The organism is Streptomyces sp. NPDC004126 (assembly GCF_050275515.1).
Lineage (GTDB): Bacteria > Actinomycetota > Actinomycetes > Streptomycetales > Streptomycetaceae > Streptomyces.
Window position 1 is genome coordinate 63,270 of the sequence record NZ_JBNNPF010000010.1, and the last position, 25,235, is coordinate 88,504.

General features: G+C 75.4%; 25 protein-coding genes. 14 read left to right on the forward strand and 11 right to left on the reverse strand.

Annotation, left to right across the window (positions count from 1 at the left end):
* Window positions 1-12: 12 nt before the first annotated feature.
* Window positions 13-999, reverse strand: coding sequence for an L-threonylcarbamoyladenylate synthase (locus ACQKM2_RS12205; RefSeq protein ID WP_427708782.1), 987 nt, complete (start codon window positions 997-999; stop codon window positions 13-15).
* A 173-nt stretch (window positions 1,000-1,172) separates the two neighbouring features.
* Here ACQKM2_RS12205 and ACQKM2_RS12210 point away from each other — a divergent pair, with 173 nt between their 5' ends.
* Window positions 1,173-1,889, forward strand: coding sequence for a hypothetical protein (locus ACQKM2_RS12210; protein WP_427708784.1), 717 nt, complete (start codon window positions 1,173-1,175; stop codon window positions 1,887-1,889).
* Window positions 1,890-1,894: 5 nt separating this feature from the next.
* Here ACQKM2_RS12210 and ACQKM2_RS12215 read toward each other — a convergent pair whose 3' ends face one another.
* Window positions 1,895-2,389, reverse strand: coding sequence for a cupin domain-containing protein (locus ACQKM2_RS12215; protein WP_427708786.1), 495 nt, complete (start codon window positions 2,387-2,389; stop codon window positions 1,895-1,897).
* Window positions 2,390-2,470: 81 nt separating this feature from the next.
* On the opposite strand from ACQKM2_RS12215, the gene ACQKM2_RS12220 reads away from it, so the two are divergent.
* The 10 genes from ACQKM2_RS12220 to ACQKM2_RS12265 all read left to right on the forward strand — a co-directional run bounded on the left by ACQKM2_RS12220 (window position 2,471) and on the right by ACQKM2_RS12265 (window position 11,575).
* The gene (locus ACQKM2_RS12220) at window positions 2,471-3,322 is read left to right on the forward strand and encodes a LysR family transcriptional regulator (protein WP_427708788.1); all 852 of its coding nucleotides are present in this window, start codon (window positions 2,471-2,473) and stop codon (window positions 3,320-3,322) included.
* 59 nt (window positions 3,323-3,381) lie between these two features.
* The gene (locus tag ACQKM2_RS12225; protein ID WP_427708790.1) at window positions 3,382-4,308 is read left to right on the forward strand and encodes an SDR family oxidoreductase; all 927 of its coding nucleotides are present in this window, start codon (window positions 3,382-3,384) and stop codon (window positions 4,306-4,308) included.
* 225 nt (window positions 4,309-4,533) lie between these two features.
* Window positions 4,534-5,433: a CAP domain-containing protein gene (locus tag ACQKM2_RS12230; protein WP_427708792.1), complete on the forward strand. Its 900-nt coding sequence runs from the start codon at window positions 4,534-4,536 to the stop codon at window positions 5,431-5,433.
* Between the two features lie 286 nt (window positions 5,434-5,719).
* On the forward strand, window positions 5,720-6,292 hold the full coding sequence (locus tag ACQKM2_RS12235) for a hypothetical protein (protein ID WP_427708794.1): 573 nt from the start codon (window positions 5,720-5,722) through the stop codon (window positions 6,290-6,292).
* A 247-nt stretch (window positions 6,293-6,539) separates the two neighbouring features.
* Window positions 6,540-7,349 (forward strand): thioredoxin family protein, encoded by an 810-nt coding sequence (locus ACQKM2_RS12240; RefSeq protein WP_427708796.1) that lies wholly within the window; start codon window positions 6,540-6,542, stop codon window positions 7,347-7,349.
* Window positions 7,350-7,357: 8 nt separating this feature from the next.
* Window positions 7,358-7,963 (forward strand): TlpA family protein disulfide reductase, encoded by a 606-nt coding sequence (locus tag ACQKM2_RS12245; RefSeq protein ID WP_427708798.1) that lies wholly within the window; start codon window positions 7,358-7,360, stop codon window positions 7,961-7,963.
* A complete protein-coding gene (locus tag ACQKM2_RS12250; RefSeq protein ID WP_427708799.1) occupies window positions 7,960-8,760 on the forward strand; it encodes a cytochrome c biogenesis CcdA family protein in 801 nt (266 codons plus the stop codon). Before ACQKM2_RS12245 ends, ACQKM2_RS12250 begins: the two co-directional genes overlap by 4 nt.
* 87 nt (window positions 8,761-8,847) lie before the next feature.
* A complete protein-coding gene (locus ACQKM2_RS12255; RefSeq protein WP_427708800.1) occupies window positions 8,848-9,426 on the forward strand; it encodes a hypothetical protein in 579 nt (192 codons plus the stop codon).
* Window positions 9,427-9,464: 38 nt separating this feature from the next.
* The gene (locus tag ACQKM2_RS12260) at window positions 9,465-10,190 is read left to right on the forward strand and encodes a response regulator transcription factor (protein ID WP_427708802.1); all 726 of its coding nucleotides are present in this window, start codon (window positions 9,465-9,467) and stop codon (window positions 10,188-10,190) included.
* Entirely contained in the window at window positions 10,187-11,575 is a 1,389-nt protein-coding gene (locus tag ACQKM2_RS12265) for an ATP-binding protein (RefSeq protein ID WP_427708804.1), read from the forward strand. Before ACQKM2_RS12260 ends, ACQKM2_RS12265 begins: the two co-directional genes overlap by 4 nt.
* A gap of 89 nt (window positions 11,576-11,664) precedes the next feature.
* Here the strand turns inward: ACQKM2_RS12265 and ACQKM2_RS12270 are convergent, their stop codons facing one another.
* The 3 genes from ACQKM2_RS12270 to ACQKM2_RS12280 form a co-directional block, all read right to left on the reverse strand.
* Window positions 11,665-12,951, reverse strand: coding sequence for a phytase (locus tag ACQKM2_RS12270; protein WP_427708806.1), 1,287 nt, complete (start codon window positions 12,949-12,951; stop codon window positions 11,665-11,667).
* Window positions 12,952-13,084: 133 nt separating this feature from the next.
* Entirely contained in the window at window positions 13,085-13,741 is a 657-nt protein-coding gene (locus ACQKM2_RS12275) for a hypothetical protein (protein ID WP_427708808.1), read from the reverse strand.
* 51 nt (window positions 13,742-13,792) lie between these two features.
* Entirely contained in the window at window positions 13,793-14,086 is a 294-nt protein-coding gene (locus ACQKM2_RS12280; RefSeq protein ID WP_427708810.1) for an antibiotic biosynthesis monooxygenase, read from the reverse strand.
* Between the two features lie 143 nt (window positions 14,087-14,229).
* Here ACQKM2_RS12280 and ACQKM2_RS12285 point away from each other — a divergent pair, with 143 nt between their 5' ends.
* Window positions 14,230-14,790, forward strand: a complete 561-nt coding sequence (locus ACQKM2_RS12285) for a DUF6817 domain-containing protein (protein ID WP_427708812.1) — start codon at window positions 14,230-14,232, stop codon at window positions 14,788-14,790.
* A gap of 10 nt (window positions 14,791-14,800) precedes the next feature.
* On the opposite strand, the gene ACQKM2_RS12290 is transcribed toward ACQKM2_RS12285, so the two are convergent.
* Genes ACQKM2_RS12290 through ACQKM2_RS12300 form a run of 3 tightly spaced genes read right to left on the reverse strand, consistent with a single transcriptional unit; the run spans window position 14,801 to window position 20,040 of the window.
* Complete coding sequence (locus tag ACQKM2_RS12290) at window positions 14,801-16,699, reverse strand: hypothetical protein (RefSeq protein WP_427708814.1); 1,899 nt, start codon at window positions 16,697-16,699, stop codon at window positions 14,801-14,803.
* 48 nt (window positions 16,700-16,747) lie between these two features.
* Window positions 16,748-18,715, reverse strand: a complete 1,968-nt coding sequence (locus ACQKM2_RS12295; protein WP_427708816.1) for a hypothetical protein — start codon at window positions 18,713-18,715, stop codon at window positions 16,748-16,750.
* A 50-nt stretch (window positions 18,716-18,765) separates the two neighbouring features.
* A complete protein-coding gene (locus ACQKM2_RS12300; protein ID WP_427708818.1) occupies window positions 18,766-20,040 on the reverse strand; it encodes a pyroglutamyl peptidase in 1,275 nt (424 codons plus the stop codon).
* A 98-nt stretch (window positions 20,041-20,138) separates the two neighbouring features.
* On the opposite strand from ACQKM2_RS12300, the gene ACQKM2_RS12305 reads away from it, so the two are divergent.
* Window positions 20,139-20,624: a hypothetical protein gene (locus ACQKM2_RS12305; RefSeq protein ID WP_427708820.1), complete on the forward strand. Its 486-nt coding sequence runs from the start codon at window positions 20,139-20,141 to the stop codon at window positions 20,622-20,624.
* Here ACQKM2_RS12305 and ACQKM2_RS12310 read toward each other — a convergent pair.
* Entirely contained in the window at window positions 20,621-22,234 is a 1,614-nt protein-coding gene (locus ACQKM2_RS12310; protein WP_427708822.1) for an FAD-dependent monooxygenase, read from the reverse strand. The genes ACQKM2_RS12305 and ACQKM2_RS12310 overlap by 4 nt on opposite strands.
* A gap of 244 nt (window positions 22,235-22,478) precedes the next feature.
* Here ACQKM2_RS12310 and ACQKM2_RS12315 point away from each other — a divergent pair, with 244 nt between their 5' ends.
* Window positions 22,479-23,036, forward strand: coding sequence for an EF-hand domain-containing protein (locus ACQKM2_RS12315; RefSeq protein ID WP_427708824.1), 558 nt, complete (start codon window positions 22,479-22,481; stop codon window positions 23,034-23,036).
* Window positions 23,037-23,074: 38 nt separating this feature from the next.
* Here the strand turns inward: ACQKM2_RS12315 and ACQKM2_RS12320 are convergent, their stop codons facing one another.
* Together ACQKM2_RS12320 and ACQKM2_RS12325 are read right to left on the reverse strand one after the other, a co-directional pair.
* Entirely contained in the window at window positions 23,075-23,617 is a 543-nt protein-coding gene (locus tag ACQKM2_RS12320; RefSeq protein WP_427708826.1) for a cupin domain-containing protein, read from the reverse strand.
* A 163-nt stretch (window positions 23,618-23,780) separates the two neighbouring features.
* Complete coding sequence (locus ACQKM2_RS12325) at window positions 23,781-24,857, reverse strand: hypothetical protein (RefSeq protein WP_427708828.1); 1,077 nt, start codon at window positions 24,855-24,857, stop codon at window positions 23,781-23,783.
* Window positions 24,858-25,235 lie beyond the last annotated feature (378 nt).

Sequence of the window (25,235 nt, forward strand, 5' to 3'; positions counted from 1 at the left end):
ACGCGTCGGTGGTCATCGCCTATCCAGGCCGTCCCGGGGTCCCGCCGCCCGGCGGAGCCGGTTGGCGATCGCCAGCCCCAGCCCCTCCTCCGCCGGCAGGGACGCCACGATGAGGTCGCACCCCCGGTCGTCCAGCTCGCGCAGGAACCCGTACAGCCCGCGGGCGTAGGCGGCCGGCGAACCGGGGACCTCCACCACGGCGTGGGCCTTCACATCCGCGCCGTCGAAGGGCCGCGGAAGGAGGAGGCCCACCCGGTACCCCTGCTCCTGGGCGCGCTCCGCCTCGGCGACGACCGTCCCCGGCTCCACCAGGACCACCCGCGCCCGCGGCGCGTAGTGCGACGGATGCTGGCCGGGCACGCGCACCTGGCTCGTCGCGGGGACGGCGAGCGGGTAGCCCAGGACCGCTTCGAGGTCCTCGCGCGTCACCCCGCCGGGCCGCAGGATGCTCGGAACCTCGCCGGTGACGTCCACGATGGTCGACTCGACGCCGACCTGGCAGGGGCCGCCGTCCAGCACCAGGTCGACGGCCTCACCGAGTTCCGCCGCGACGTGCTCCGCCGTGGTGGGGCTGACCGAGCCGAAGCGGTTGGCCGAAGGGGCCGTCACCCCGCCGCCGAAGGCCGCCAGCAGCTCCAGCGCGACGGGGTGGTCGGGCACGCGCACGGCCACCGTCTCCAACCCGCCCGTCGCCTCCAGGGGCACCCGGCGGCCGCGCCGCAGCACCAGCGTGAGCGGCCCCGGCCAGAAGCGCTCGGCCAGCAGGCGCGCGGTCGGGGAGACCTCCTCGACCCAGTCGTCCAGCTGTTCCGCGCCGCCGATGTGGACGATCAGCGGATGGGAGGACGGGCGTCCCTTGACCGCGAAGATCCGGTTGACGGCATCGGCGTTCTCGGCGTCGGCACCGAGACCGTAGACGGTCTCGGTCGGCAGGGCCACCAGGCCGCCGGCGCGCAGCACACCGGCCGCCGCGGCGATATCAGTCGTTCTCGTCGTCACCCTCGCGATTCTCCCACCACGCCGCACCCCCGCGTCCCCGGCCCCCGGGGCTTCCCGCTTACGAGTGCCCCCGGGCCCGGCGGGCCGCCGACGGGGGAGGCACCCGATCGGCCCCCCAGGACGGGGCGGGGGGCCCGGGCGATGGGACGCTGGGGGGTGAGGAGGCGCGTGCGGTGGCTGTCATGGACTCCCTGGTGCTGTTCGCCCCGTTCTTCGTGCCCGTGATCAGCGGCCTGGTCGGCGGGGCCAGCCTCCTCATCCGGGACCGGCGCGAGGCCCGGAGCGCCGACCACCACTACCGCCGGCAGCTGGAGAAGGCACAGCTGGAGATCCAGTTCATCACCGGCTGGATCCAGGCCAGGGAACAGGCGGGGCCCACCGCCCCGCACCCGGACCCGAAGCCGAACCCGCACCCGGATCCCGATCCGGACCCGGTCAGCTGGCTGGACGACTGCTACGCATCGGTGCACCGCGCCAAAAGGGACACCGGGTCCCGCCACCGGACGGGCCCGGTATCGCTGCGCCGCCTGCTCCTGCTGGGGGAACTGAGCGGCCCCGCCAAGAGCATGCGGATCGTGTACTGGATCTCCCTCGCCCTGTTCAACGTGGCGCTCGCCTGGTGGGTGAACGCACTCGTCTCCGGCGTCCCGGGCTTCATGCACGAGGAGGGCGTCGACGAGTCCGAGGAGATCGGGTCGTACCTGCTGGCGGCGTGCTTCTTCTTCGTGGTCTCGGCCGTGATGTGGGTGTGGACGGTGCACCTGGGCAAGGCGGAACCGGAACAGGTCTACCGCAAGCGCATCGACTCGGACGCATGGGCCCGGCAGGAGCAGCGCAGGAGCGGGGCCGCCGCCCGCGCGAACACGCATCCCGCCGGGCCCGCGGGCTGATCCGCTCAGCCGAGACCGGTGGCCGGCTCGGTCGCGTAGCGGCTCATCGCGTCGAGGCTGGCCCGGGGCGTCAGGGGCCGGCCGGCGGCGAGCCCCTCCTGGAGGTCCCGGAAGTACTGCACGTACAGGTCGGGGGTGAACGTGCTGAGCATGACGGCGGGTTGGCCGGTGGGGTTGGCGAACGTGTGCGGGGTACCGGGCGGAACCACCACGAGCGTGCCCGCGGCGGCGTCGTGGTCCTCGTCCCCGACGGTGAACCGGACGGTCCCGGACAGGACGTAGAAGCCCTCGTCGTGTCCCGCGTGGCGGTGCTGCGGCGGTCCCTCGGTGTGCGGCGCGAGTACGGACTCGGCGATCGCGAGACGGTGCCCGGTATTGCTGCCGTCCTCCAGGACGCGCATGCGCGTGGTACCCAGAACGATGATCTCGCCGTCGCCGGGACCCACCACCGACACGGCGGGGGCGGCCTGCGGCGCGTCTGCCTTCTCTTCTCCGGTCATGCCCACCAGTGCACCGCCGGGGGTCCGCCCGTGTCCAAGACCCTTCCTGCGAAGCCGATACCGCATGGGTATCGTTGCAGCGTGGAGCTGAGGACCCTGCGCTACTTCGTGGCCGTCGCCGAGGAACTCCACTTCGGCCGGGCCGCCGCCCGACTGCACATCAGCCAGCCGCCCCTCAGCCGGGCCGTCAAGCGGCTGGAGGCCGACACGGGAGCCCTCCTCTTCACCCGCTCGCCCACCGGCGTCACGCTCACTCCGGTCGGCGCGGTGCTCCTCCACGAGGCGCGGGCCCTGCTCGACCACGCCGACCGCGTCCGCGCACGCGTGAGCGCGGCAGCCGGCACGGCGACCCTCACCGTCGGAATCCTGGGCGACGGCACCGACCCCGGGATGTCCAGGCTGGCCGCGGCCTACCGCCGGACCCGCCCCGGCATCGACATCCGCATCCGCGACACCGATCTCACCGACCCCACCTGCGGCCTGCGCGCCGGACTGGTCGACGTGGCGCTGACCCGGGCGCCGTTCGACGAGACCGCCCTGACGGTCCGCGCGCTGCGCACCGATCCGGTCGGCGTGGTCCTGCGCGCCGACGATCCACTGGCCCGCCGCCCGCGGCTGCGCCTGGCCGAGCTGAGCGACCGCCGCTGGTTCCGGTTCCCGCCGGGCACCGACCCGCTCTGGCAGTCGTACTGGAACGGCGGCACGCCGCGCGAGGGGCCGGTGGTGCGCGCGGTACAGGAATGCCTGCACGCCGTGCTGTGGAACGGGACGGTCGGCCTGGCACCCCTCGGCCACGACCTGCCCGCGGAGCTGGCCGCGGTGCCGCTGGCCGACATGGCGCCGAGCCGTGTGGTGGCGGTGTGCAACGCGGGCGACTCCAACCCGCTGATCCGGTCCTTCATCGAGACGGCGGCAGCCGCCTACCGCCACTGAGCACCGCCTGCCGGCCCCGGCGCCGCCCGTGGACCTTCGCGCCGTGGGACAGTGGCCCCATGACGTGGTCGCCCGATCCCGACGCCCTGCGCGGACGCGTCGCCGTCGTGGCGGGCGCGACCCGCGGTGCCGGCCGGGGCTTCGCGGCGGCGCTGGGCGAAGCGGGCGCGACGGTGATCTGCACGGGCCGCAGCAGCGCAAGGGGGCGGGACGGCTCCGACTACGACCGGCCGGAGACGATCGAGGAGACGGCGGACCTGGTCTCCCGGCTCGGCGGAACCGGCATCGCGGTCCGCGCCGACCACCTCGACCCCGAGCAGGTCCGCCGCCTGGCGCAACGCCTCCGGGACGAGTACGGACACATCGACGTCCTGGTCAACGACATCTGGGGCGCCGAACTCCTCAAGGGGGGTCCCGCCCGGTGGAACACACCGGTGTGGGAGCACGACCTCGACGACGGCCTCCGCATCCTCCGGCTCGCCGTCGACACGCACCTGATCACCGCCCACCACCTCCTGCCGCTGCTCGTCGTCCGGCCCGGCGGCCTGCTGGTCGAGGTGACCGACGGAACCACCGCCATCAACGCGTCCTGGTACCGGATCTCCGCCTTCTACGACCTGGCCAAGGCGGCGGTGAACCGGCTGGCGTTCTCCCTGGGACACGAGCTGGCCCCGTACGGAGCCACCGCCGTCGCCGTCACGCCCGGCTGGCTGCGGTCGGAGATGATGCTCGACAACTTCGGCGTCACCGAGGCCACTTGGCGCGAGGCCCTGATGCCGGACCGGGCCGGCGGCCTCCCCACCGCGCCGGAAGGCTTCGCACGGTCCGAGTCGCCGCGCTACGTGGGACGCGCGGCCGCGGCCCTGGCCGCCGATCCGGCCCGCGCCCGCTGGAACCAGCGATCCGTCACCTCGGCCGAACTCGCCCGCGCCTACGGGTTCACCGACATCGACGGAACCCGGCCGGACGGCTGGCACGACCGCTGAGCCGGCTGCCCCGGCCAGGTCGGCGCCCGGGTTGTCGCCCGGCGCCCCGGCCGTCGCCCGGCGGATCCTGCCGGAGTTGGGCGCAATGCCCCCGATCATCCCTGTGCCGATCCTGCGGGCTTCCTTAGGGGAACCTGAAGAACCCCCTCCGCGGGGCGATGTGCCCTGGTCACCGGCCTAGGCTCGGCGTACTTCCCGTCCCCTCTCCAGTGAGGTGTTACCGGCATGAGCCGCAGCCGTACCCCCGCGACCCCGTCCCGTGCAGAGGCCCGCCGGAAGAAGGCGACGCGCACCCGCATCGTCCTGTCCGTCACCGCGGCCGCCGCGGTGGTGGCGGTCGGGGTCGCGGTGGCCGACTCGGGCGGCGACGACCGCAAGGACCGGCAGGCTTCCGGAGCCGCGCCCGATGCGGGACCGTCGCAGTCGAAGACGGACACCACCGATCCGACCCCGGCCGGGAGCCCCTCGGCCCCGGCCTCGGCGAGCGCGAGCCCCAGTACGAGCCCCAGCACGAGCGCCGGCCCCGGCCCCGGCTCCTCCGGGTCGGCCGCACCCGGCGACGGCACGCGGCCCGAGAGCGCGCCCGACACCTCGGGAGCCGACCGGCCCGCCAAGCCGGCGCAGGGCTCGGCCCCCACCAAGGGCGGCGGCTCCGGCGGGTCTTCCGGCGGCTCCGGCTCCGGTTCGGGCTCCGGTTCGGGCTCCGGCTCCGGCTCCGGTTCGGGATCCGGCACCGTCAACGCGGACGCCGAGTCCGCCGTACTCGCCCTCGTCAACAAGGAGCGGGCCGCCGCCGGATGCGGTCCCCTGACCGTCAACGCGAAGCTCAGCTCGGCGGCCCGCGCGTACAGCGACACGATGGCCCGCAGCGGCGTCATGTCGCACACCGGGCCCGACGGGTCCACCATGACGAGCCGGGTGGAGGCGGCCGGTTACAAGTGGTCCGGCCTCGGCGAGAACATAGCCCGCGGACAGGGCGACGCCGACGCGGTCATGTCGGCCTGGATGAACAGCTCCGGCCACCGCGCCAACATCCTCAACTGCTCCTTCAAGGAGATCGGGATCGGCGTCCACAAGGGCGACGGCGGCCCCTGGTGGACCCAGGACTTCGGCACCGCGAGGTAGCCCGTCCCGCCCGCTCCCTCACCCTCCTCCGCTCCCGGAGGCCTCCACGCGCCCGCCCCGCGGGTCCGTGGACGTCCACGTCCCCCTGCTCCGGCGGTCAGGGGGACGTCGGCGTTAGGGCCTGTCTGACAATTCCCGCCGGGGCCGGCCCGCCCGGTGTGATCCGGCGGGAATTGTCAGACAGGCCCTAACCGGGCACGCCCCGGCGCGCGACCGTTGCCGCATCGATGCCGGAACGGGGGAGGCGCCGGTTACGCGCCGCCGCGCGTCGGCCACTATGGGGCCCGTGCCCCGAACTCCGCGCTACCTGCTCATATGGCTGTCGTGCACCGCCGCCAGCGTGACCGCCGTCCTCGCGACGGTCCAGTTCGTGGTCGGGTCGACCAGCCACAAGCCCCCGGCCGCGCGTTCGGCCCCGGTCGTCATCGACACGCCCCCCGCCTGGCAGGCGGGCAGCCCCGGCCCGGAGCAGGCCTCCCCGACCGCGAGCGCTTCCACGAGCCCCTCGCCGTCCGCGGCGCAACAGCCCTCACCGCCGCCCCCCTCGCCCAGCCCCGTCCCCGCCAAGGCCTCCACGGCGACGCCCCTGACCAGCGCGCCCCGGCCCGGCGTCGACTGCGAACGGGGCGGAGCCGGTCTGCACACCGTTCCCTCGCAGGGCGGCAAGGTCACGGTCCGGTACGGGAGCCGGGGCGTGTGCCTGATCTCCGCGGTCCCCGGCCTGGGTTTCCGGACGACCACCTCGCAGGCCTCCGACGACACCCTCACCGTCACCTTCAGCAACGACGGCCACCGGTCGGAGATCACGGCGACCATCACCCCGTCCGCCAAGGCGAGCGTCCGCGAGAGCTCCTTCTGACGGCCCCCGCGCCCCCGTTGACCCGTCGCGGCGAAGCGGAAGGTGAGCTGTTCCTTAGGGCAACCTGAAGATCGCCCCGAGCCGGTTCCACCGGGTCCCGGCGGCCCTATGCTCGCGTCAGCCGAGCGGCCGTCGGCGCCGGGGCACGAGCCCCAGTGCGGCGCCGGCCCCGGTTTCACCCCGCCGGGACGCGCCTCGCCGTCCCGTCGTCCGAACCTGCCCTGGGGTCTTCGCCATGAGCTCTCGCATGCTCCGATCCGTCCGCTCCGGACACCGCACGACGTCCTCCGCCCCGCCCCTCGCGCGGCGCCTCCCGCTGGTCGCCGCCGCCGTGGTCGCGGCCGGGCTCGCCACCGCGTGCGGGCCCTCCCCGGCACCCGCCGGCTCCGCCGCGCGGGCCGGCGCCGTGACGCCGGCTCCGGCGCTGCCGACGGACGGGACGGCCCCGGGCGCGTCCCCGGAGGTGTCCGCCACCGCCTCGGCCCTGCCGTCCGCCCCGGCCTCCGCTTCCGCCTCCGCCCCGGCCTCCGGGTCCGCAGCCGGCTCGTCACCGGGGACCGCCCGCAGCGGCGGCGGCAGCGCGGCAGGGTCCGGAGCGGGGTCCGGTCCGGGTTCCGGCGGCGCCAAGCCGACGTCCGCGGCCCCCGCGCCCGCCCCCGCCAGGGTCCCCGGCCCCGGCTACGACGGTTCGGCCGACGCGCAGGCGCTCATCGACGCGGCCCTGCGCGCGGCGAAGTCCGACGGCCGGATGGTCCTGCTCGACTTCGGGGCCAACTGGTGCGGCAACTGCAAGGCCGCCGACAAGGTGTTCGCCCAGCCGGCCACCACGGCGCTCCTCGCGGACGACTACCACCTCGTCAAGGTCGACATAGGCGGCAACAGCTCCGCCAACTCCGCACTGCTGCGCAAGTACAGCCCCTCGGGCGGGACCTACACGATGCCCGTGCTGGTGGTCGTCTCCCCGTCCGGCACCACGCGGGTCGACACCCATGCCACGGGCAACCCGCCGCTGACGGCCGACGGCATCAACACCTTCCTGCGCAAGTGGGCCCCGTGAGACGGCGGATGCGCACGGCCGTCCCGATCGGGGTCCCGGTCGGCGTCGGCCTGTCGGTGGCGGCGGCCCTGCTGCTGACCGGCATCGCCACGGACGGCTCCGGCGCCGGAGCCGCGGGGGCCGCCCGCACCGTCGCCGCCACGCCCGCGGCCGGAGCCGCGGTCGCGGCCCCGCGGGCCCGCCCCTCCGCTCCCGCGCTGACCGGGAGCGACCTGGACGGGAGGACGGTCTCGCTCTCCGCGTTCCGCGGGGAGGTGGTCGTCCTCAACGTCTGGGGTTCCTGGTGCGCACCCTGCCGCGCGGAGGCCGACGACCTGGCGCTGCTCAGCGGACAGCTGCGGGGCGAGGGGGTCCGCTTCCTCGGGGTCAACACCCGGGACCGGGACCGGGATGCGGCGCGGTCCTTCGTACGCGCCCACGGGCTGGGCTTCCCCAGCATCCACGACCCCACCGGCGCGCTCCTGCTGCGCTTCCCGCCGGCGGTGCTCAACCCGCAGACGATCCCCTCGACCCTCGTCCTCGACCGCCGGGGCCGGGTCGCCGTGGCCATCGGGGGCGCCGTCAGCGCCGAGCAGCTGCGGCCCCTGGTCGCCCGTGTGGTGGCGGAAGGATGACGCCGTACGCGCACTGGCAGCCGGCCGCGGCCCCGCCGGCCGCGGCGGACGCCGCCGCCTCCCTGGTCGACGGGACGGTCCTGATCGCGGCTCCGGTGGCCTTCGCGGCCGGGCTCGTCTCCTTCCTCTCCCCGTGCGTGCTGCCGCTCGTACCGGGCTATCTCAGCTACGTGACCAGCCTGTCGGTCGCCGAACTCGCCGACGCGCGGGGCGCGGGGCGCAGCCGCATGGCGACGGGCGCAGTCCTGTTCGTCCTCGGGTTCACCGCCGTCCTCGTGTCCGGGGGCGCCCTGTTCGGGTACGCCGGGCGGAGCCTGCTGGCCCATCAGGGCACGGTCAACCTGGTGCTCGGGATCCTCACGGTGCTCATGGGGCTCTCCTTCACGGGATTCCTGCCGGGGTTCGCGCAGCGGGAGTTCCGCAGCCACCGGCGTCCCGCGCTGGGGCTCGCCGGAGCCCCCCTGCTGGGGGCGGTCTTCGCCGTCGGCTGGACACCGTGCATCGGCCCGACGCTGGCCGCCGTCCAGGCGCTCGCCTGGAACGAGGCGAGCGCCGCCCGCGGAGCCCTGCTGATGGCCGTCTACTGCCTCGGGCTGGGCCTTCCCTTCGTCCTGGCCGCGCTGGCCTTCCGGCGGGCCCTGGGCGCGTTCGGCGTGGTCAAACGCCACTACGCGTGGGTCCTGCGCACCGGCGGCGGGATGCTCGTGATCGTCGGTCTGCTGCTGGCCACCGGGGTGTGGAACGACCTCGTCTACCGCATGCAGCTCTGGAGCACGAGCTCCACCACGGCCCTGTAAGCCCCCGGAGGCCCCGACACGTCCCGAGAGTCCCGGGACGGCCCGAGAGGCCCCCACCCCGAAGACCCACTACACGAAGGCACCCCCATGCGCTCCTCCCCGCACACCCGCCTCCGGCGCACGTTCCGCACCGCGGCCGCCCTCCTCGCGCCCGCCGCGCTCGTGGCCTGCGGCGGCGCCGGGCCCTCCGCGCCCGCGGCCGGCGGACCCCCGCCCACGGCACGCTTCTCCGAGAACGGCGTCACCGTCACGCTCTCGTTCTCCGGCTGGCAGGCCGCGAAGGGGACCGGCACCCTCACCGCCGTCTTCGCCCCCGAAGCCGCCGGGTTCCACCTCTACAGCACCGCCCTGCCGCCCGCCGGCGTCGAGGGCGTCGGCCGCCCGACCGCCGTGACCGTCACCGGAACCCTCGCGGCGGACGGCCCGCTGACGGCGGCACAGACGGAGCGGACCGTCCGGCTGCCGGGGGTCGGCTCCCCGGTCCCCGTCTACCCCGACGGCCCGGTCACCACCACCCTCCCCGTCCGCGCATCGGGCAGCGGCAGCGCGACGGTGCTGATCGGCTACGCGAGTTGCAGCACGCAGGACGGCTGCACCATCCCGGTGTCCGACCACCCCGTCCGGATGCGCGTCACCGACGAGGGGCCGGCCTTCCTCACGCCCTGACCGCGTTCCCCACCCGGCCGAACCTCTAAGGTGTCCGCATGCCGAGCGTCCTGGTCGTGGAAGACGACCCCAGCATCCGCCAGTCACTGATCGAGGTCCTGGCCGAGCAGGGGTACGCCGTGCGCAGCGCCGCCGACGGCTTCGGCGCCCTGCGCGAGGTCACCCAGGCGCCCGTGGACGCGGTGGTCCTCGACCTCGGACTGCCCGACCTGGACGGCGGGGACGCCCTGCGCATGATCCGCGGCATCTCCTCCGTACCGGTGCTGGTGGCCACCGCCCGCGACGACGAGTCCGAGATCATCAGCATCCTGAACGCGGGCGCCGACGACTACCTGGTCAAGCCCTTCTCCGGGGGCCAGCTCCTCGCCCGCCTCGCCGCCGTCCTGCGGCGCACCGGCAGCACGGCCCCCGCCGCCGCCGTCGCGGCGGGGCCCGCGCCCGCGCAGGCCGGGGACCCGCTGCGGCCCACCGTCGTCGGCGAGCTGGCGGTGGACCCCGGCGCGCGCACCGCGCACCTGGCGGGACGGGAGCTGCGCCTGACCCGCCGGGAGTTCGACCTGCTGGCCTTCCTCGCGCACCACACCGGCCAAGTCGTCTCGAAGCGCCGTCTGCTGACCGAGGTGTGGCGCGAGCCGTACGTGGACGACCAGACCGTAGACGTGCACCTGTCCTCCCTGCGCCGCAAGCTCGGCGAACGGGCGGCCGCCCCGCGCTACCTGCTCACGGTGCGCGGGGTCGGCATCAAGCTGGTGGCACCGCGTTGAGACGCTCCCTGGCCGGTGTGGCCCTCGCCGTGACCTCCATGGTCGCCCTGTCCTTCCTGATACCGCTGGCCGCCCTGGTGATGTCCCTCGTCAAGGAGCAGGGCGTCTCCGCCGCCCAGCAGCGCGGCGCCGCCCTGGCGCCGGTGCTCGCCCTCACCACGGACCCGGACGCGCTGCGGGAGGCCGCGGCCGGCCTGGACGCGGCGGACCACCTGATCGTGCACCTGCCGGGGGCGGGAGCCCCGGTCCGTTCCAAGGCCCCCGGCGCACTGCTCGAACGGGCGCAGCGGGGGCGGGAGTCGATCTCGCAGGAGGTCCCCGGCGGGTGGGTCTGCCTGCAGCCCGTGGTGCTGCCGGGCGACGAGGTCGCCGTCATCGAGAACTTCGTGCCCGAGGCGGAACTCACCCGGGGCGTGGCGCAGTCATGGGCGGTGATGTGCTTCCTCGCGGTGGGGCTGATCGCCGGCTCGGTGCTGGTCGCCGACCGGCTCGGCGCCAAGGTGGTCCGCTCCTCGAAGCGGCTCGCGCAGGCCTCGCGGGCGCTCGGACTGGGCGACCTGGACGCCCGGGTGGAACCCATGGGCCCCCGGGAACTGCGGGACGCGGGCGTCGCCTTCAACGCGATGGCCGAGCGCATGAACGAACTGCTCGCCGTCGAGCGCGAGCTCGTCGCCGACCTGTCGCACCGGCTGCGCACCCCGCTGACCGCACTCCACCTGGCATCGGAACGGATGGCGGGCACACCGGAGTCGGCCAGGGTCGAGGCGGCCGTCTGCGAGCTGGAGACCGAGCTGCAGGCCATCATCGCCGCGGCGCGCACCCCGCTCGCCGTGGGCCCCATGGGCCAGGGCCTGCTCGGTACGGAACGGGCCCCGGGAGGCCGGGCCGCCGCGGCGGGAGGCGGGGGCCCGAGCAGCGAGGTGGCGCAGGTCGTCCGCCGCCGGACGGCCTTCTGGGCGGTCCTGGCCGAGCAGCAGGACCGTTCCTGCCGGCTGGACATCACCCAGGAGCCCACGGCCGTCGGCCTCCCGGACGACGACGTCGCCGCCGTGGTGGACGCCCTCATCGGCAACGTCTTCCGCCACACCCCGGAAGGGACCGCGTTCGCCGTAGGCGTCCGGCGCACGGCCCAGACCGTGGAGCTGGTCGTCGAGGACGGCGGCCCGGGCATCCCGGAACCGGACCGGGCCCTGTCCCGCGGCGGCAGCACCGGCTCCACGGGACTGGGCCTCGACATCGCGCGCCGGGCCGCGACCGCGACCGGCGGCACGGTGGCCGTCACCCGCGGCCCGCTCGGCGGGGCGCGCATCGCCGTGGCCTTCGCCCTGGCCGCCCCGCCCCCGTCAGGCCACCGCACCCGCCTGGCCCGCCGCCGCAGACGCTGAGGACGGCGTCACGGGCGACGTTGCGGCGGGCCCGGTCAGTGTCGCCCGGGTCCGCGACGGCCGGGTCCGCGACGGCCGGCGACGCCCGTTCAGTCGATGGCGCGGAGGACCTCGCCCAGGTCGACGAACTTGAAGCCGGTGGCCTCGCGGTCGCCGTCGCCGGGGGTCTCCTTGCCGTCCTGGACGACCAGCAGGCCGTGCGGGTAGCGCGCGCCGAGCGGTGCGTTGAGGGCGGCTGCTCCGTCGCAGACCTCGGAGCCGTCGAGGGCGGCGGAGGCCGCGGTGATGCGGAAGGCGCCCTCGAACCCGTTGTGGTCCTCGCGTTCGCGGTCGTAGGCGACGAAGGTGTCGTCGCCCTGGCTGGAGGCGAGCAGGTGGCCGTCGCCGTCCGGCTCGGTGACCAGGGTGAGGCCCTCGACGTCGGCCGTCAGGCGCTTGCCGCCGAAGCCGGGGTCGGTGCCGGGCGTGCACTCCTCGGTCCGCGGGTCGTAGGTGCCGGGGACCCCGTACTCGCGGACCTTGTCGATCAGCTTCGGCGTGCCCGTGAGGCCCGCGTCGATGCGCCAGATGCCGACGTCCTCCTGCCCCGCGTACAGGGTGCCGTCCGCGGGGTCGACGACCATGCCCTCGACCTGCGGAAGCTCGCCCGGCTCCGCGCAGGGCGCCCACGTGGTGCCGTTCGGCAGGCGGAAGGAGGACGGCAGGTCGATCGTCCGCACCTGACGGTAGTCGACCGTCCCGGCCGGGGTGGGGAGCAGTTCGAGCAGGGCGATGCGGGTGCGGTTGCGCCGGCTGACCAGGGCGTAGGAGCGGCCGGTCCTGCGGTCGGTCCAGGTGGCCAGGCCGTAGGCGGTCTTCTGCTCGTTGATCTCCGCCTGGTCGGCGGAGAAGACCGGGCGCGCGCCGGTGGCGGTGATGTCGGTGAGCGGGCCGCCGGGCCGGTCCCGGTCGATCCGGTAGATGCGCAGCCGGTCGTTGCCGCGGTCGCTGACCACCGCGACGTCCGCGGGGCCGCGGGCCAGCCGCAGGCCCTGGACCAGGTCGACGTTGTTGAAGCGGCCGGGTGCGTCGTCGGCGCCCGGCCCGGCCGGGGCGGGGATCGACTGCACCTGCCGCGCGTCCAGGTCGTAGACCCGCAGGCCGCCCTGCTTGGCGGTGGCGACCACCAGGCTGCGGCCGGGGTCGGCGGCGTTGCGCCAGATCGCCGGGTCGTCCGCGTTGGCGTCGCCGCCGGCCTCGTCGTCGTACAGCGGCGCGGTCTCGGCCTTCGGCCGGACGCTGCTGATCGATGCGGCCTGCGCCGGGAGCGCGAAGGCGGTGGAGAGCGCCGTGCAGAGCGCGAGCACGGAGACGCGAACTGACAGTCGTGTCGTCATCGTTCTTCCTTTATAGGGTGTTTGCCCTGATAAGGAAACTCTCGGGGGAGTACTTGTCATGTCCGCGACTGGAGTATTGCCGGGAGCCGAACTCGACGCGAAACCCCGCCCGACCGTTCGGCGCCCGGGGCCCTCAGCACTGCCAGAGGAACGCCGCTCTGCCGCACGGCACGCAGGTGAACGCGTAGGCGCGGCCCGTACCGAAGTTCATGGCGGTGACGGGATCGGGCCCCTCCTGCAGCTGAACGGCCGGCCGCATCGGCGCGGTGCAGTCCGGGCACACGGGGGTCTGGTCGTACTGGAGCCAGGCCGGCGCGCCGCCCAGCTGCCCGAGGACGTGGTTGCGGGGCCGGCCGGTCCGCTCCGCCCAGGCGGCGCAGGCGCTGTCGTAGTCCGCCTCGGCGGCATCGTACGGCTCGGCGGCATGGGCCGCCCCGAGGAACAGCTTCTCCACGTCGACGGACCGGCCCCGGGGCCGTGCGATGCGGCGCAGGCCCCGGGCGGGCAGGAGCAGCGCGAGGTTGGCGCCGGAGGAGGCGCTCCAGTCCCGGCACGAACCCGGACGGTTCTGGCAGGCGAACAACGCCAGCACGTGCGCGTGCGCCCGGCCGGCGCCGGCCACGGCCGAACCGGACTCGTCCAGCCGGAACTGCGCGAGGAACTTCAGCGGGCCGCCGCATTCGGCGCACGTCGGCCACGCCGTCCCGGGCACGCCCAACGGCACCCCGCCGAAGCGGGTGACCGCGGCACCGGGAGTGCCCGGACCCGCGTAAGTGATCAGTGTCGTCATGCCCCCGACCGTAGGACACCGCTGTGACATCGGCCGCGCCGCGGCTCCGGACTACAGGGACGCCACGGTGAAGTGCCGCACCTGGAGCGGGCCCACGAGGTACTCGTCCTCGCCGGGCAGCACCACGGGCTGGTCGCGCCAGTGCTCGCCGGCGAAACCGACCAGGTCCTCCTCGCCGCGCCAGCGACTGACGTACAGCAGCGAATCGGGCGGTGCGAGCAGCACCTCGTGGTCCACCAGCCCCGGGTAGCGGCCGGGGAACCCGCGCACCGCGGAGACGATCATGTCGTGGAACGCCTCGAACCGTTCAGGACGTACGCGCGCCTCGCTCACCCGTATGATCACGGGCCTCAGGGTGCCACGCCCCCGGACTCGGCGCCACCGTCCCGGCCGCGCGCCCCTCCTCCGGCGTACGGAGGGCCCGGCGCCGGTGTCCGCATGCCGGTCCCGGTGTACGCCGGCCCGGCGGCCTCGTCATGATGGGCCCCATGATGCACAGCGACGACCAGCACACCGACCCGCAGGCGATGGCCCTCCTCAAGGAGGTGGGGGCGGAGACGACCAGGCACTCCGGCGGCACGCTCCTGACCCACCTGCTGCGTGTCGAGGCGATGCTCGCCTCGTGGGGCGCGCGGCCCGTACTGCAGACCGCGGCACTGTGCCACGCCTTCTACGGCACCGACGGGCTGCCGCTGGTACTCCTGGAGCTGTCCGAGCGCGATCGCCTCGCCCGGGCCATCGGCACGGAGGCGGAGGAGCTCGTGTACTTCTACGCCAGCTGCGACCGCAAGGCCTCCTACCCCGGCCTCGCCGCACCGGACGGCGCGGCGGCGACCTTCCGGGACCGGTTCACCGGCGAGGAGTTCACGCCGTCCGCGCAGCAGCGCCGCGACTTCGCCGAACTCACCGTCGCCAACGAACTGGACCTGGCCAAGGTGAACGAGTCCTTCCGCGAGCGCAACGGGGCGGCCCTGCGCGAGCTGTTCACGCGCTGGACGCCCCTCCTGTCGGAGCCGGCCCGCCGCGAGGTGACCGCGGTCCTCGGCTGACCGCGCCGTCTCAGGTCCGCTCGACGGCCACCAGCGCCTCCCTCACCGCCCCGAGCAGCTCCTCGTCCATCGGGATGCCGCCGTAGCGGCGGGGCGACGAGGACACCTCGCGCAGTACGGGCAGGGCCGCTGCCGCCGGCCCGCCGATCCCGCCCAGCACCCGTACGGTCCGCAGGACCAGCGCGGTCGCCGAGTGCCGGGCCAGCGGCGCGAGTTCCGGCAGCAAGGCCTCCACGGCCGGCTGCGCGTCGCCGGTGATCCGCCACCAGGCCTCGGCGGCGCCGGTCCGGCTCCACTCCCCGGGGTACGTCAGCAGCGGCCGCACCGCGTCGGCGTGCGGGGCGGCCAGCGGGCCCAGGTCGGCCAGGTAGCGCAGTACCGGTTGCCCGAGGCCTGCCCGGACCGCCGCCCCGCACACCCGCAGGGCGGGTTCCGGGTCCCCCGTGACGCGCCAGTACGCCCAGGCGGCGGTCTGCGCACCGCCGTGCCACGCGTGCCGGCCCGGCCCGGGACCGGCGGTGACGAGGGCGGCCAGCGGCCCGGCCGCCCGCCCGGTCGCGGGGGCCGGGCCGATCGCGCCCAGCGCCTCCGCCGCCGCACGGGCGACCGGGGTGTCCAGCAGCGCGACCAGCTCGGGCACCGCCGGCGCGGCCACCGGACCCCACTCGGCGAGGGTGCGCAGGATCCTCGGGACCGCATGGCTCTGCCGGCCGGGGGCGGCGAGCCGCCGGCGGAAGACCGGCAGCAGCCGCGGGGCCCAGCGTGCGGGCAGCGGGGCGACGTCGAGCCAGTGGTTCCCCAGGCGCGCGGCGTACCAGTCGGCGGCCCTGTCGTCGCCCATGCCGACCAGCGCCCGCAACGCCAGGTCGGCATGGGCCGCGTGGGAGGCGTCCCCGGACCGCTCGACGTGGCGGACCAGTGGGTCCGCGCACGGGGCCGCCGCCGCGCCGCCTCTGGCGAGGACCTCCATCGAAGCCGCGGCCACGTCGCGCTCGTCGTCGAGTCCGGCGGCGACCGCCGCCCACAGCTCCGGCGCGCGGTCGCGCCAGTACCCCAGCCGCGCGCCGGCGGCGAGCACGGCCGCGCGGCGGAGGTCCGCGCGCCGGTGCCCGGCCACCGCTTCGAACAGCGCCGCGGATTCGTCCGGGTGCGCCGCCGACAGCTCCGCGAAGCGTTGGTCCGGTTCATGGCCGAGGGGCCACCACGGCACGTCCGGGAGCCGCTCCCCCTTGGCCTCCGCCAGCCCACGGGCGACCGCACGGCCCACGGCACCCTCCGCAGTGCCCGTGCCCGTGCCCGTGCCCGTGCCGGGCGAGGGCGAGGCCAGCACACCCCGCGCGGCGGCCAGCCCGACCAGCGGATGGCCGTGGTCCACCCAGGGCAGGAGCCACTCCCGGTCCCCGGACAGCTCGCCGACCGCCAGCAGTTGGGCCACGAGCGCCGTCGGATCGTCCTCCACGGCGGCGCGCTGCCGCAGCGCGTCGAGCACGGCCGTCTCCGTGCAGCGGATCGAGCGCAGCACCCAGGCCGCGCCGGTCCGCACGCCCGCCGTCCCGTGGGCGACCAGCGGCAGCACATGGGGCCAGGCATCCGTGAACACCTCGTACGTCCTGCGGTGGACGCCGACCGGACTGAGGCAGGCGGCATCGCCGCGCTGGGCCAGGAAGTCGAGCACCTGCACGAGACGTCGGTCGTCGAGCTGCGGGAGCAGGACGAAGAGGTGCGCGACCGCGTGGGCGAAGAGCGGGGTGTCGCTCCGCCAGCCGAGTTTCTTCTCCAACCGGCTCCATGACACCTGGCGTTGCCCGAAGGTCACCAGTCCGCGCAGCAGAACCGGCAGCTCCTCCCTGCCCGCCGGCACCTCTTCCAGTACGTCCCAGGCCACCGGCCCGGCCCCCCGTTCGTCCATGCCCCGGATCCTAGACGGCCTCCTTCCGGCGGCGGTCGGCGGCTCCGTTCAGTCCCGGCCGCCGTCCCGGGAGTCCAACGCGGTGATGACCGCGCCGCTGCGCAGGGTCGCCGTCAGCGTGGCCGGGGGTGCGGGGGCGGGCGGTGCCGGGACGGCGAGACTGCGTCCGGGCGTGCGGGTGTGCAGTGAGCCCGTGGCATCGATCTCCGTGACCTCGCGGCTGCCGGCGGCCAGTTGGTAGTCGTGGCCGGACGGGGCCCGCCAGACCGTCGTGGCGAGGACGTGCTGCCCGAACCGTCCGCAGGCGGCCGTGGAGCGGGCCCGGGTCACGGCCAGGGAGGCCCCCGTGGGTGGCCGGAGCCGGATCAGGACGTCCCCCTGCCCGGTCCAGCGGGTGGCGCGGGTGCAGGACCAGACCGCCCGCCCGGCGGCCTCGGGGAGTTCCGTGAGCGCGAAGTCCCAGAGGTTGACGGCCCTGACCGCCCGCCCGTCCACCGAGTCCAGGGCGCAGGCCTCCTGGGCCCAGCGGGCGAGGGCGGCGGGCCCCGTGGCCTCGCGGGGCTGGCGGGCCGGCGGGGCGTCGGCGCCCTCCGCGGGCGGGGTGTAGGTGAGGTGGACGGTCAGGAGCCCGCCGCGGTCGGCGAGGAGGAAGGCGTGCTTCTCCACGATGCGCGGCGAGGACGCGACCTCCAGCACCGGACGGGGACCACAGCCCGCACCGTCCGGGCGGCCCCCGCCGGCGGCCTCGCCCGGGGAGGGGGTGGTGACGGTTCCGTCGGGGCCGATCGGCAGGGGGCGGACGGGCTGGGCGGGGGCGGTGAGGTCCCTGGTTCCGGCGGTGGCGATCCACGGGGCGAGCAGCCGGAGGGCCGTGTTCCCGTCCCGGGCCAGGGTGACGGCGGCCGCCGTCGTGACGTCGGCGTCGTCGGTGCGGGCGATGTCCAGGCTCCGGCGGCCGCCGCGCTCGGTGTAGCGGACGACCCGGTCGGCGTCCAGGAACACCACCACGGCCGTCCCCGGCCGGGGGTCTCCCGCGAACAGCAGCTGCGGCGGGTGTCCCGGCGGCTCCGCCGAGGCCGCGGGCGCGACGGTGACGGCCGTACCGGAGGGCGGTGCGGCCCAGGCGCCCAGGGCCCTCGTCAGCAGGGACCGGTCCCCGGTGCGCGGCCCGCGGGCCGGCCAGGCCGTGAAGTCCACCCGGCCGGTGTCGGACCAGGCCCGCTCGGGCACCCGGACGAGGCGCGCGGGATCGAGGGCGGTGCGGGCGGCGGGCGCTCCGGCGTAGGGGACGGGGAGCCCGGCGCCGGGCCCGTCGACGGTGGCCCGGGTCAGCCCGGCGGCCAGCAGCAGGACGGCGGCGACGCCCCAGGCGGCCCGGACGCGCGTGCGGCGCAGCAGCAGGTCGGTGGGCCGGGTGTGCACGTCCGCCGGGTGCAAGATCGTTTCTCTGCCCGGCCGGGGCAGGGTCCGCGGCCCCTGCCCGACCCCGGCGCCCGTCCCGCCGCGACGCCCCTGCCCGGCGCCCCCGTCGGCCGCCTCCTCGTCCTCGGCGGCGAGGGCGGCCCGTACCTCGCCCGCCGGATCACCGGCTCCGGCCTGCGCGAGGACCCCCGCCGCCGCGTCCTCGTCCAGCCCGTCGAACCGGCACAGCACGTGCGCCGCGCGGGCGTACGGGGACAGCCCCGCCAGGGCGCGGGCCGCCTCGTCGAGCTCCTCGGCGCTGGGCCACATCCGCAGCCCCCACACCCACGGCAGGAGCGGCCCGCGCCCTCGTCCTGCCGCGTACCGCACCACCTCGGCCCGTACGGCGGCCAGGGCGTCCCCGCCCTGCCCCGCCCGGCGCCCCGCGGCCCGCAGGGAGTGCTGGACGCCGCGGTGGGCGCGCAGCAGCCGGGCGTGCCGGTCGAGCCCCGGTGGCAGGACCAGGTAGGCCAGACGCAGCAGTTGGGGGTAGCGCTCGATGATGACCGCCTCGGCCTGGCGCAGCCCGGCCGAGGAGCGTAGACGTCGTCCCACGCTGCGGACAACGAAGGAATCATCATTTGGTCACATGCCCGCGCGCCGCGTCAGCGGCGTACGGCGGCGTGTTCGAGGACGGCACGGACCTCGGCGGTGATCGCGCTCTCGTTGCGTTCGAACTCGGGGCCGGTCAGCAGCTGGGGGTCGGCGGGCAGGCCGGTGAGTACGGGCGTGTGGAGGTGGCCGCCGGGCAGCCGCGGGGCGAGTTCGCCGCGCAACCGGTTGGAGCGGTAGGCGACCTCGTTGGAGAGGTAGCCGCCACCGCCGCCGGCCACGGCGCGCGAGCCGGGTGTCGGGCCGTCGGTCCGGTCGACGGGGGTGGTGCCGCCCGCCGGTATCTCGGTCACGTCGGAGTTGAGGAGGACCGGGTACGGGGTCTGGACGGCGGCCGTCACGGCGTCGGCGGGGAGCGTGGTGCGGATGAACTCGGGTCCCGGGCCCAGGCCGGGGGCGGTCACCGGGTGCTCGCGGGTGCCGCCGGACAGGGCGCGCACGTTGTCGGGGTACGGGTCGGCGGACCGTGCCCGCCCCGCCCAGTCCTCCAGCGTGAAGATGCCGGGGTAGCCCTGGCTGACGGTGGTGATGACGTCGGCGGTGGCGGGTCCGGCGGCCAGGCGGGGGGCGAACGCCCGCTCCACGATGCCGGCGTCGAAGTCGGCGTACCGCACGGGCAGGACGACGGCGCGGATCTCGGCCCGGCTGCCGTCGGCGAGGGTCACGTGCCGTCCGTTGAGCTGGAGGGCGGCCGACCCGGACGGGTTGGCGCGGCGGATCTCGGCGTCGAGCCCGAAGGGGTCGAAGCCGCTGATGAAGACGCGCCGTACGCCGGGCGCGGCCCGGAAGGCGTTGTCCGTGAGGCCGCGGGAGGCGTCTTCGAAGCGGGCGCGGAGCGCGGCCCGGTCGACGGCGAAGGCCGGCTGCCAGCGGGCGAGCGCGGCGGTCATGGAGAGGCGCGCCCAGTACAGGGGGCGGTCGTCGCCGGGGGCGAGGTCGCCGCCGGGCCGCTGTCCCTGGGCGCGCCGTACGGAGGCCTGCCAGAGGGCCTGGCCCCAGGAGTCGAGGAGCCGTTCGGCTTCGGCGGGGGTGCGTGTCGTGCACAGGGCGGCGGGGAAGCGTCGTACGAATTCCCCGAACCCGGCCCGCTCGACCAGGGCGGTGGTCCGGGCGTCCGTGAGGCGCGCCTGTTCGGCGTCGAGCGGTACGGACGCCGGTGGCCGGCAGGCGGGGCCGGATCCGTCCGCGTGCGCGGGCGAGGGGGCGAGGGTCACGGGGAGGACGGTGACGAGGAGGGCGGCGGCCGACGCCGCACGACGTAAGAGCATCATGCGATGTGACATTACATAGTGGCCGCCACCCCCGACAGTCACTCCTGCGACAGCCACTGACGCGTCCCGGAGGGTCGCGTGCGAGGATCCGCACCATGGATCACGAGGCGGTGTGGACGTACGGGACGGCGGGGCAACCCACCACGGAACCCGAGGACATGCTGCGGATGCTGCGCGGCGCCGCCCGCGCGGAGCCGGGCGGGCGGGTCGAGGCCCGGGTCGCCGAGTGCGTGCTGTGCGGTGCCGGAGCGGACGAGTTCGAGGTCGCCAAGGGCGAGTGCTTCTGCGTGGGTTGCTGCATACCGGTCGGCATCACGGACGGGGACGTGCACCCGCCCGCGTACCCGTGGACCCTGGAGCCGTCCGAGGCCCCGCTGCCGCCCGCCTCGCCGGGCCCGGGCTTCGAACCGTCGGACCTGCCCCGCTGCCCCGCCGGGCACGACGTGTTCCAGATCGCGGTCGCGCTCGTCTTCGCGCGGGACGGGGCGGTCCGCGGCATCTCGGTGGCCCTGAGGTGCCCCGAGGACGGCGCACTGTGCCTGTACGTCGACAACGCCCGCGTGTCACCGGGTGATGCCTAGGCCGATGTCGTACCGGTGATCCCGGCGAGGGCGCGGCGCAGGACGGAGTCGTCCGGCGGACCGCCCTGCCAGCGGGCGCCGATGTGGCCGTCGGGCCGGACGAGCAGTGCCCCCTGGGCGGAGAGGCCGCACAGGCCGGCGTGCTCGCCGGTGAGGGCCTCGACGCGCAGCGGCCACGCCGGGGCGCTCTGCGACTCCCAGCGGGCGGGGTCCGGCGTGAGCAGCGTGAACCATTCGCCGAACGCGTCGAGCGTGGAACGGTCGCGCGAGAGCCACAGGTGCGGCATCCGGCGGCCGGGCTCCGCGGTCGGGGTGTAGTGGGCGGACACCTCGGACACCTCGGACGCCTCCGATGCCTCGGACGGCAGTCGGCCGCCCTCGCCGTCCCCGTCCGCGAGGACGGCCGCGGAGCGGTAGGTGACGCCGAGCACCAGACCCAGCTGCGCGAAATACCGCTCCGACCAAGGCAGTCGGATCGTACTCGGCGCCGCGCCGCCGCTGGTCCTGAGCTGCTCGCGGCGCAGGCTCTGCGCCTGGAACATGAGGTCGGTGTTGGCCACCGCCTGGCGCAGCGTCTGGTGGGCGACGGGCCGGCGTTCCACCTCGTACGTGTCCAGCAGGCCCGGCCCGGCCCATCCGCGGAGCACTCCCGCCAGCCGCCAGCACAGGTTGTGCGCGTCGGCGACGCCGGTGTTCATCCCGAGGCCGCCGATGATGGGGATCGCGTGCGCGGCGTCGCCGGCCAGCAGGATCCGGCCGTGGCGGAAGCGTTCGGCGACGAAGGCGTTCATCACCCAGTGCTGGACCCGCAGCACCTCGGCGCGGACGTCGGCGCCGGGGCCGAGGGCGCGGGAGACCAGGCCGGACCAGTCGGCGTGCTCCGGGTCCTCGGGGGTGGGCGCGAGCCAGGCCCAGCCCCCTTCGGGGTAGAGCGGGAGGAACGATCCGTGCGCGGTGACGTAGACCCCGGCGGGCTGGTCGGCGCACCACCGGCTCAGGTCCGCGTCGAACACGACGGTGGTGAAGGCCGCCAGCGCTCCGGGACCCGTCGTGCCCGTTCCCAGCAGCTGCCGGACGGTGGAGTTCGCGCCGTCGGCGGCGAGCACGTAGCGGGCGCGGACGCGGCTCTCCGCACCGCCTTCCCGGTCGAGGAGCCGGGCGACCACGCTGTCGGCCCCCTCGGCCAGGCCGGTGACCTCGGCCCCGAACCGCGTCGGCGCGTCCGCCGCTTGCGCCGCGGCGAGCAGGAGGGGCTCCAGCCGGTCCTGCGAGGTGACCACGCCGGTCACGGGGCTTTCCGGGATCGGCGCGTGGACCCCGACCATCGCGGCGGACGCGAAGTCACGGTCGTGGAGGGTGTCGCGGAACCTGACGCGGCCGAACTGCGGCGGGAAGGCGTTGGCGGTGATCCCGGCGGCCAGACCGAGCCGGCGGAAGATCTCCATCGAGCGCGTGTTGACGAGGCGGGACCGGGGGAACGGGGACAGCTCGCGCCGCCTCTCGACGAGCAGCGTCCGCACGCCCCAGCGTTCCAGCAGCCCCCGCGCGGTGAGCCCGACCGGCCCGCCACCGACGATCAGCACCTCTACCTCGTCGTCCGTCACGGGCATGGGGACTCCTCCGGTGTGCGCGCGTCTGCCGGTTCCGGCACAACCCTTGTGGTGACGGGGCCGGATCCGGCCCCGCGCAACGCCCGCCGCCCGCGCACCACCCGGACGGAGCAGGCCCGCTGCGTCCGGGGCAGCAGGCGTGCGCCCACGGGCGACAAGGTACCGCCGCGGCGACGTCGCCCGATGGGGTGCTACCAGGGCAACCGGCCCCCGGACCCGCGGCTCCCGCGCTACGTTCGCCGCCATGGACATCCTGCGCGCGAAGATCAGCCGCGGCTTCGATCTGCTGGACGCCGACGGCGACGGGGCCCTGACCGAAGCCGACCACGTCATCATGGGAGACCGGGCCGCCGACCAGCTCGGGTACGCCCGCGGCTCCGCGGAGCACACCCGCATGGTCAACGCCTACGTCGCGGTCTGGCGCGACCTGCACGCCCCGCACGTCGGCGGCCCCGACGGCCGCCTGGCCAAGCGGGAGTTCGTCACCGGCACCCTCACCCTGGCCGACGACCCCCAGGCCGCCGCCGCCACCGTCGGCGCGATCGCCCAGGCGTTCTTCGCCATCGCCGACGCCGATGCCGACGGCCGGGTCAGCCGGACCGAGTTCGACGCCTTCCAGCGCAGCCACTTCCCGGCGATCGGACAGGCGGACCTGGACGCGGCGTTCGCCCACCTCGACCGCGACGGCGACGGCGTCCTCGACCCGGCCGAGTTCGAGTCCGCCGTGGTCGAGTACTGGTCCAGCACCGATCCGGCCGCCCCCGGCAACTGGTGGATGGGACGGCCCGACACCCTGGGATGACACCCCCGCCGGGCAGGACCGCGCGGCCTACTGCCGACCTACTGCCCGGTCTTCGCGGGCACCAGGTCGAAGTGGTCCTCCTGGTACTGGAAGAGCAGGCAGTCCTCTCCCTTCTCGCATCCGCTCAGGTGCGGCCTGTCGGCGGGGAGCCGGTAGTAGGAGCCCGCCGGGTACCGGACGCGCCTGCCGTCGAAGTCCGCGTAGAAGGTGCCCTTCAGGACGACGGTGGGGAGGTCCTGGCTGTGGACGTGCAGCGGGTTGTCCTTCCCGGCGGGGAACGACACGAACGCCTCGTAGCTGCCGCTCCCCGCGAGGTCGCCCCGCACGTTGGCGTACTTCACCCCTCCCGTTCCCGGGAGTTCCTTCCACGTGCGGCCGGGCGCGGGGAAGGAGAGCAACTCGGAGCCGCCCTTCTTCGCGGCCGGGTCGGCAGGGCCTGTCGGGGACGCGACGGTCGTGGTGGCCGTGTCCTCGCCGTCCGGGCCGGCCGCGGCCGCGGAACCGGGGGAGCAGGCCGCCAGCACGGCGATCGCGGTCATGGAAGCGCCGATCGTGCTGATCTTCCTCGCCAGGGCACGCATTGATGTCTCCTTGCTCAGGGATCCCGGGCGCGCACCGAAGGACGGAAGGCCCGTTCGCGCAGCCGCGCCCGCGTGGCGGGACCCGGTTGTGTACGGCCCCCATCGTGATCCACGGCCCGCCGGGCCCACCATGACGATCTCCCGGCAGATTCGGACACGCCCCTCAGGGACGCGGACGGCCCGAGTGGAGGGCCGCCAGGCCGCGGGCGTGGTCGAACGCCGCCACGGCATCCCGTGCGTCGGTCCAGGGGGCGGCACCGCACCATCCGCCGATGAGCCGGAACTGTGCCAGGGCCTGCGCGTGCCGCCCCGTCTTCACGAGTACGGCGGCGTACAGGTGCCGTATCGCGGGAAGCCGGCGGTCTTCCGGCCCGGCCCCGGCCAGGTCGGCCGCAACGCCGGCGAGCCCGGCCTTGGTGACCCAGGTGCGGTAGGCGGCGTCGCCGTCCCGGAGCGCGGCCTCGTACACGGCGTGCAGGTAGACGGCCGAGAGCAGGCTCCCGGCCGGAGCGGACGCCGCCGCCTGCTTGGCGAAGCCGAACATCAGCCGGTGGGAGCCGTGCCACTTCGCGCACCAGTACTGAAGGGCGTGCCAGTGCGCGTCGTAGTGCTGCGGCGCGCGGCGCGTGACCTCGCTCCACAGGCCTCGGAACTCGTCGTGGGACAGCCCGAGGCCACGCGCGGCGGCGACCATCGTGACCCACGGGGACGGATCCCGGGGTGCCAGCCTGGCCGCCTCCTGGGCCGCGTACACGGCGGTCGGCAGCAGCTCCCTGAACAGCGCCACCTGTTCGGCGGAGGTCTGGTCGATGGTCTTCTCGCCGCGCGCCGCCCACGCGCGCAGCAGCAGGGCGTGGGCGTGGACGACGACGGGATCCGCGTCCTGCGGCCGCTTGGCGCGCCAGACCCGCAGCCAGTGCTCGTCCTCCACGGCCAGGTCCGCGAACACCTCGACGAGCCGCCACCGCTCGGCCCAGTCCTGGCGTTCGGCGGTGTCCGCCAGCAGTCCGGCCGCGGGCTCCCACTCGCCGCGCAGGGCGGCCTCGACGGCGGAGTGCAGTGCGGGCTCGTCACGCGGCGGGCCGGAGCGCCGGGAGTCGAGCTGCTCGCGGGGGACGAGGCCGTAGGCGGCGGCGTCGAAGTTCCGGGCTTTCCGGTTGCGAACGGCGAGGCGGGTGGTGTTGGCGATTGCCCAGAGGAGGACGAGCAGACCGACGGCGGTGATGATGTTCGTGAGCACGAAGCGTCATCATGCCTGGTCAGGGTCACGAGAAGCGAACGCTCTGGCAAAGCGCCGGACTCGTTTCGGCCTCGGTTCGCGCAGCCCCGGGCCCGCGCCGCCGGCCACCGGACCACGTACGAGCGCTGCCACGGCGGTTCACCGGACCGCCCCCGTGCCCAGGTCTGCGACGACCTCGCGGGCCGCCGGGGATCCCGAGGTGAACGCTCCCTGGAGCGAGCCCGTCGCGCGGTGGACCCGCAGACGTACCGGCCGGGGGCGAACCGGCTGGTACGGCTGAGGGGCATCGACATCGGCCCGCGCGCCTGCCGGCCCAGGGCCCTGACCAGGCCCGGACCGACGACGCGGTGATCGCAGCGGACAATCGGCGTGCGTCGA

Coding starts and splice junctions, on each gene's coding strand:
- ACQKM2_RS12215 (WP_427708786.1), bottom strand. CDS start 2,389: ATGACCGGAGAAGAGAAGGCAGACGCGCCGCAGGCCGCCCCCGCCGTG.
- ACQKM2_RS12225 (WP_427708790.1), top strand. CDS start 3,382: ATGACGTGGTCGCCCGATCCCGACGCCCTGCGCGGACGCGTCGCCGTC.
- ACQKM2_RS12230 (WP_427708792.1), top strand. CDS start 4,534: ATGAGCCGCAGCCGTACCCCCGCGACCCCGTCCCGTGCAGAGGCCCGC.
- ACQKM2_RS12240 (WP_427708796.1), top strand. CDS start 6,540: ATGCTCCGATCCGTCCGCTCCGGACACCGCACGACGTCCTCCGCCCCG.
- ACQKM2_RS12245 (WP_427708798.1), top strand. CDS start 7,358: ATGCGCACGGCCGTCCCGATCGGGGTCCCGGTCGGCGTCGGCCTGTCG.
- ACQKM2_RS12250 (WP_427708799.1), top strand. CDS start 7,960: ATGACGCCGTACGCGCACTGGCAGCCGGCCGCGGCCCCGCCGGCCGCG.
- ACQKM2_RS12255 (WP_427708800.1), top strand. CDS start 8,848: ATGCGCTCCTCCCCGCACACCCGCCTCCGGCGCACGTTCCGCACCGCG.
- ACQKM2_RS12260 (WP_427708802.1), top strand. CDS start 9,465: ATGCCGAGCGTCCTGGTCGTGGAAGACGACCCCAGCATCCGCCAGTCA.
- ACQKM2_RS12270 (WP_427708806.1), bottom strand. CDS start 12,951: ATGACGACACGACTGTCAGTTCGCGTCTCCGTGCTCGCGCTCTGCACG.
- ACQKM2_RS12275 (WP_427708808.1), bottom strand. CDS start 13,741: ATGACGACACTGATCACTTACGCGGGTCCGGGCACTCCCGGTGCCGCG.
- ACQKM2_RS12285 (WP_427708812.1), top strand. CDS start 14,230: ATGATGCACAGCGACGACCAGCACACCGACCCGCAGGCGATGGCCCTC.
- ACQKM2_RS12290 (WP_427708814.1), bottom strand. CDS start 16,699: ATGGACGAACGGGGGGCCGGGCCGGTGGCCTGGGACGTACTGGAAGAG.
- ACQKM2_RS12300 (WP_427708818.1), bottom strand. CDS start 20,040: ATGCTCTTACGTCGTGCGGCGTCGGCCGCCGCCCTCCTCGTCACCGTC.
- ACQKM2_RS12305 (WP_427708820.1), top strand. CDS start 20,139: ATGGATCACGAGGCGGTGTGGACGTACGGGACGGCGGGGCAACCCACC.
- ACQKM2_RS12310 (WP_427708822.1), bottom strand. CDS start 22,234: ATGCCCGTGACGGACGACGAGGTAGAGGTGCTGATCGTCGGTGGCGGG.
- ACQKM2_RS12315 (WP_427708824.1), top strand. CDS start 22,479: ATGGACATCCTGCGCGCGAAGATCAGCCGCGGCTTCGATCTGCTGGAC.
- ACQKM2_RS12320 (WP_427708826.1), bottom strand. CDS start 23,617: ATGCGTGCCCTGGCGAGGAAGATCAGCACGATCGGCGCTTCCATGACC.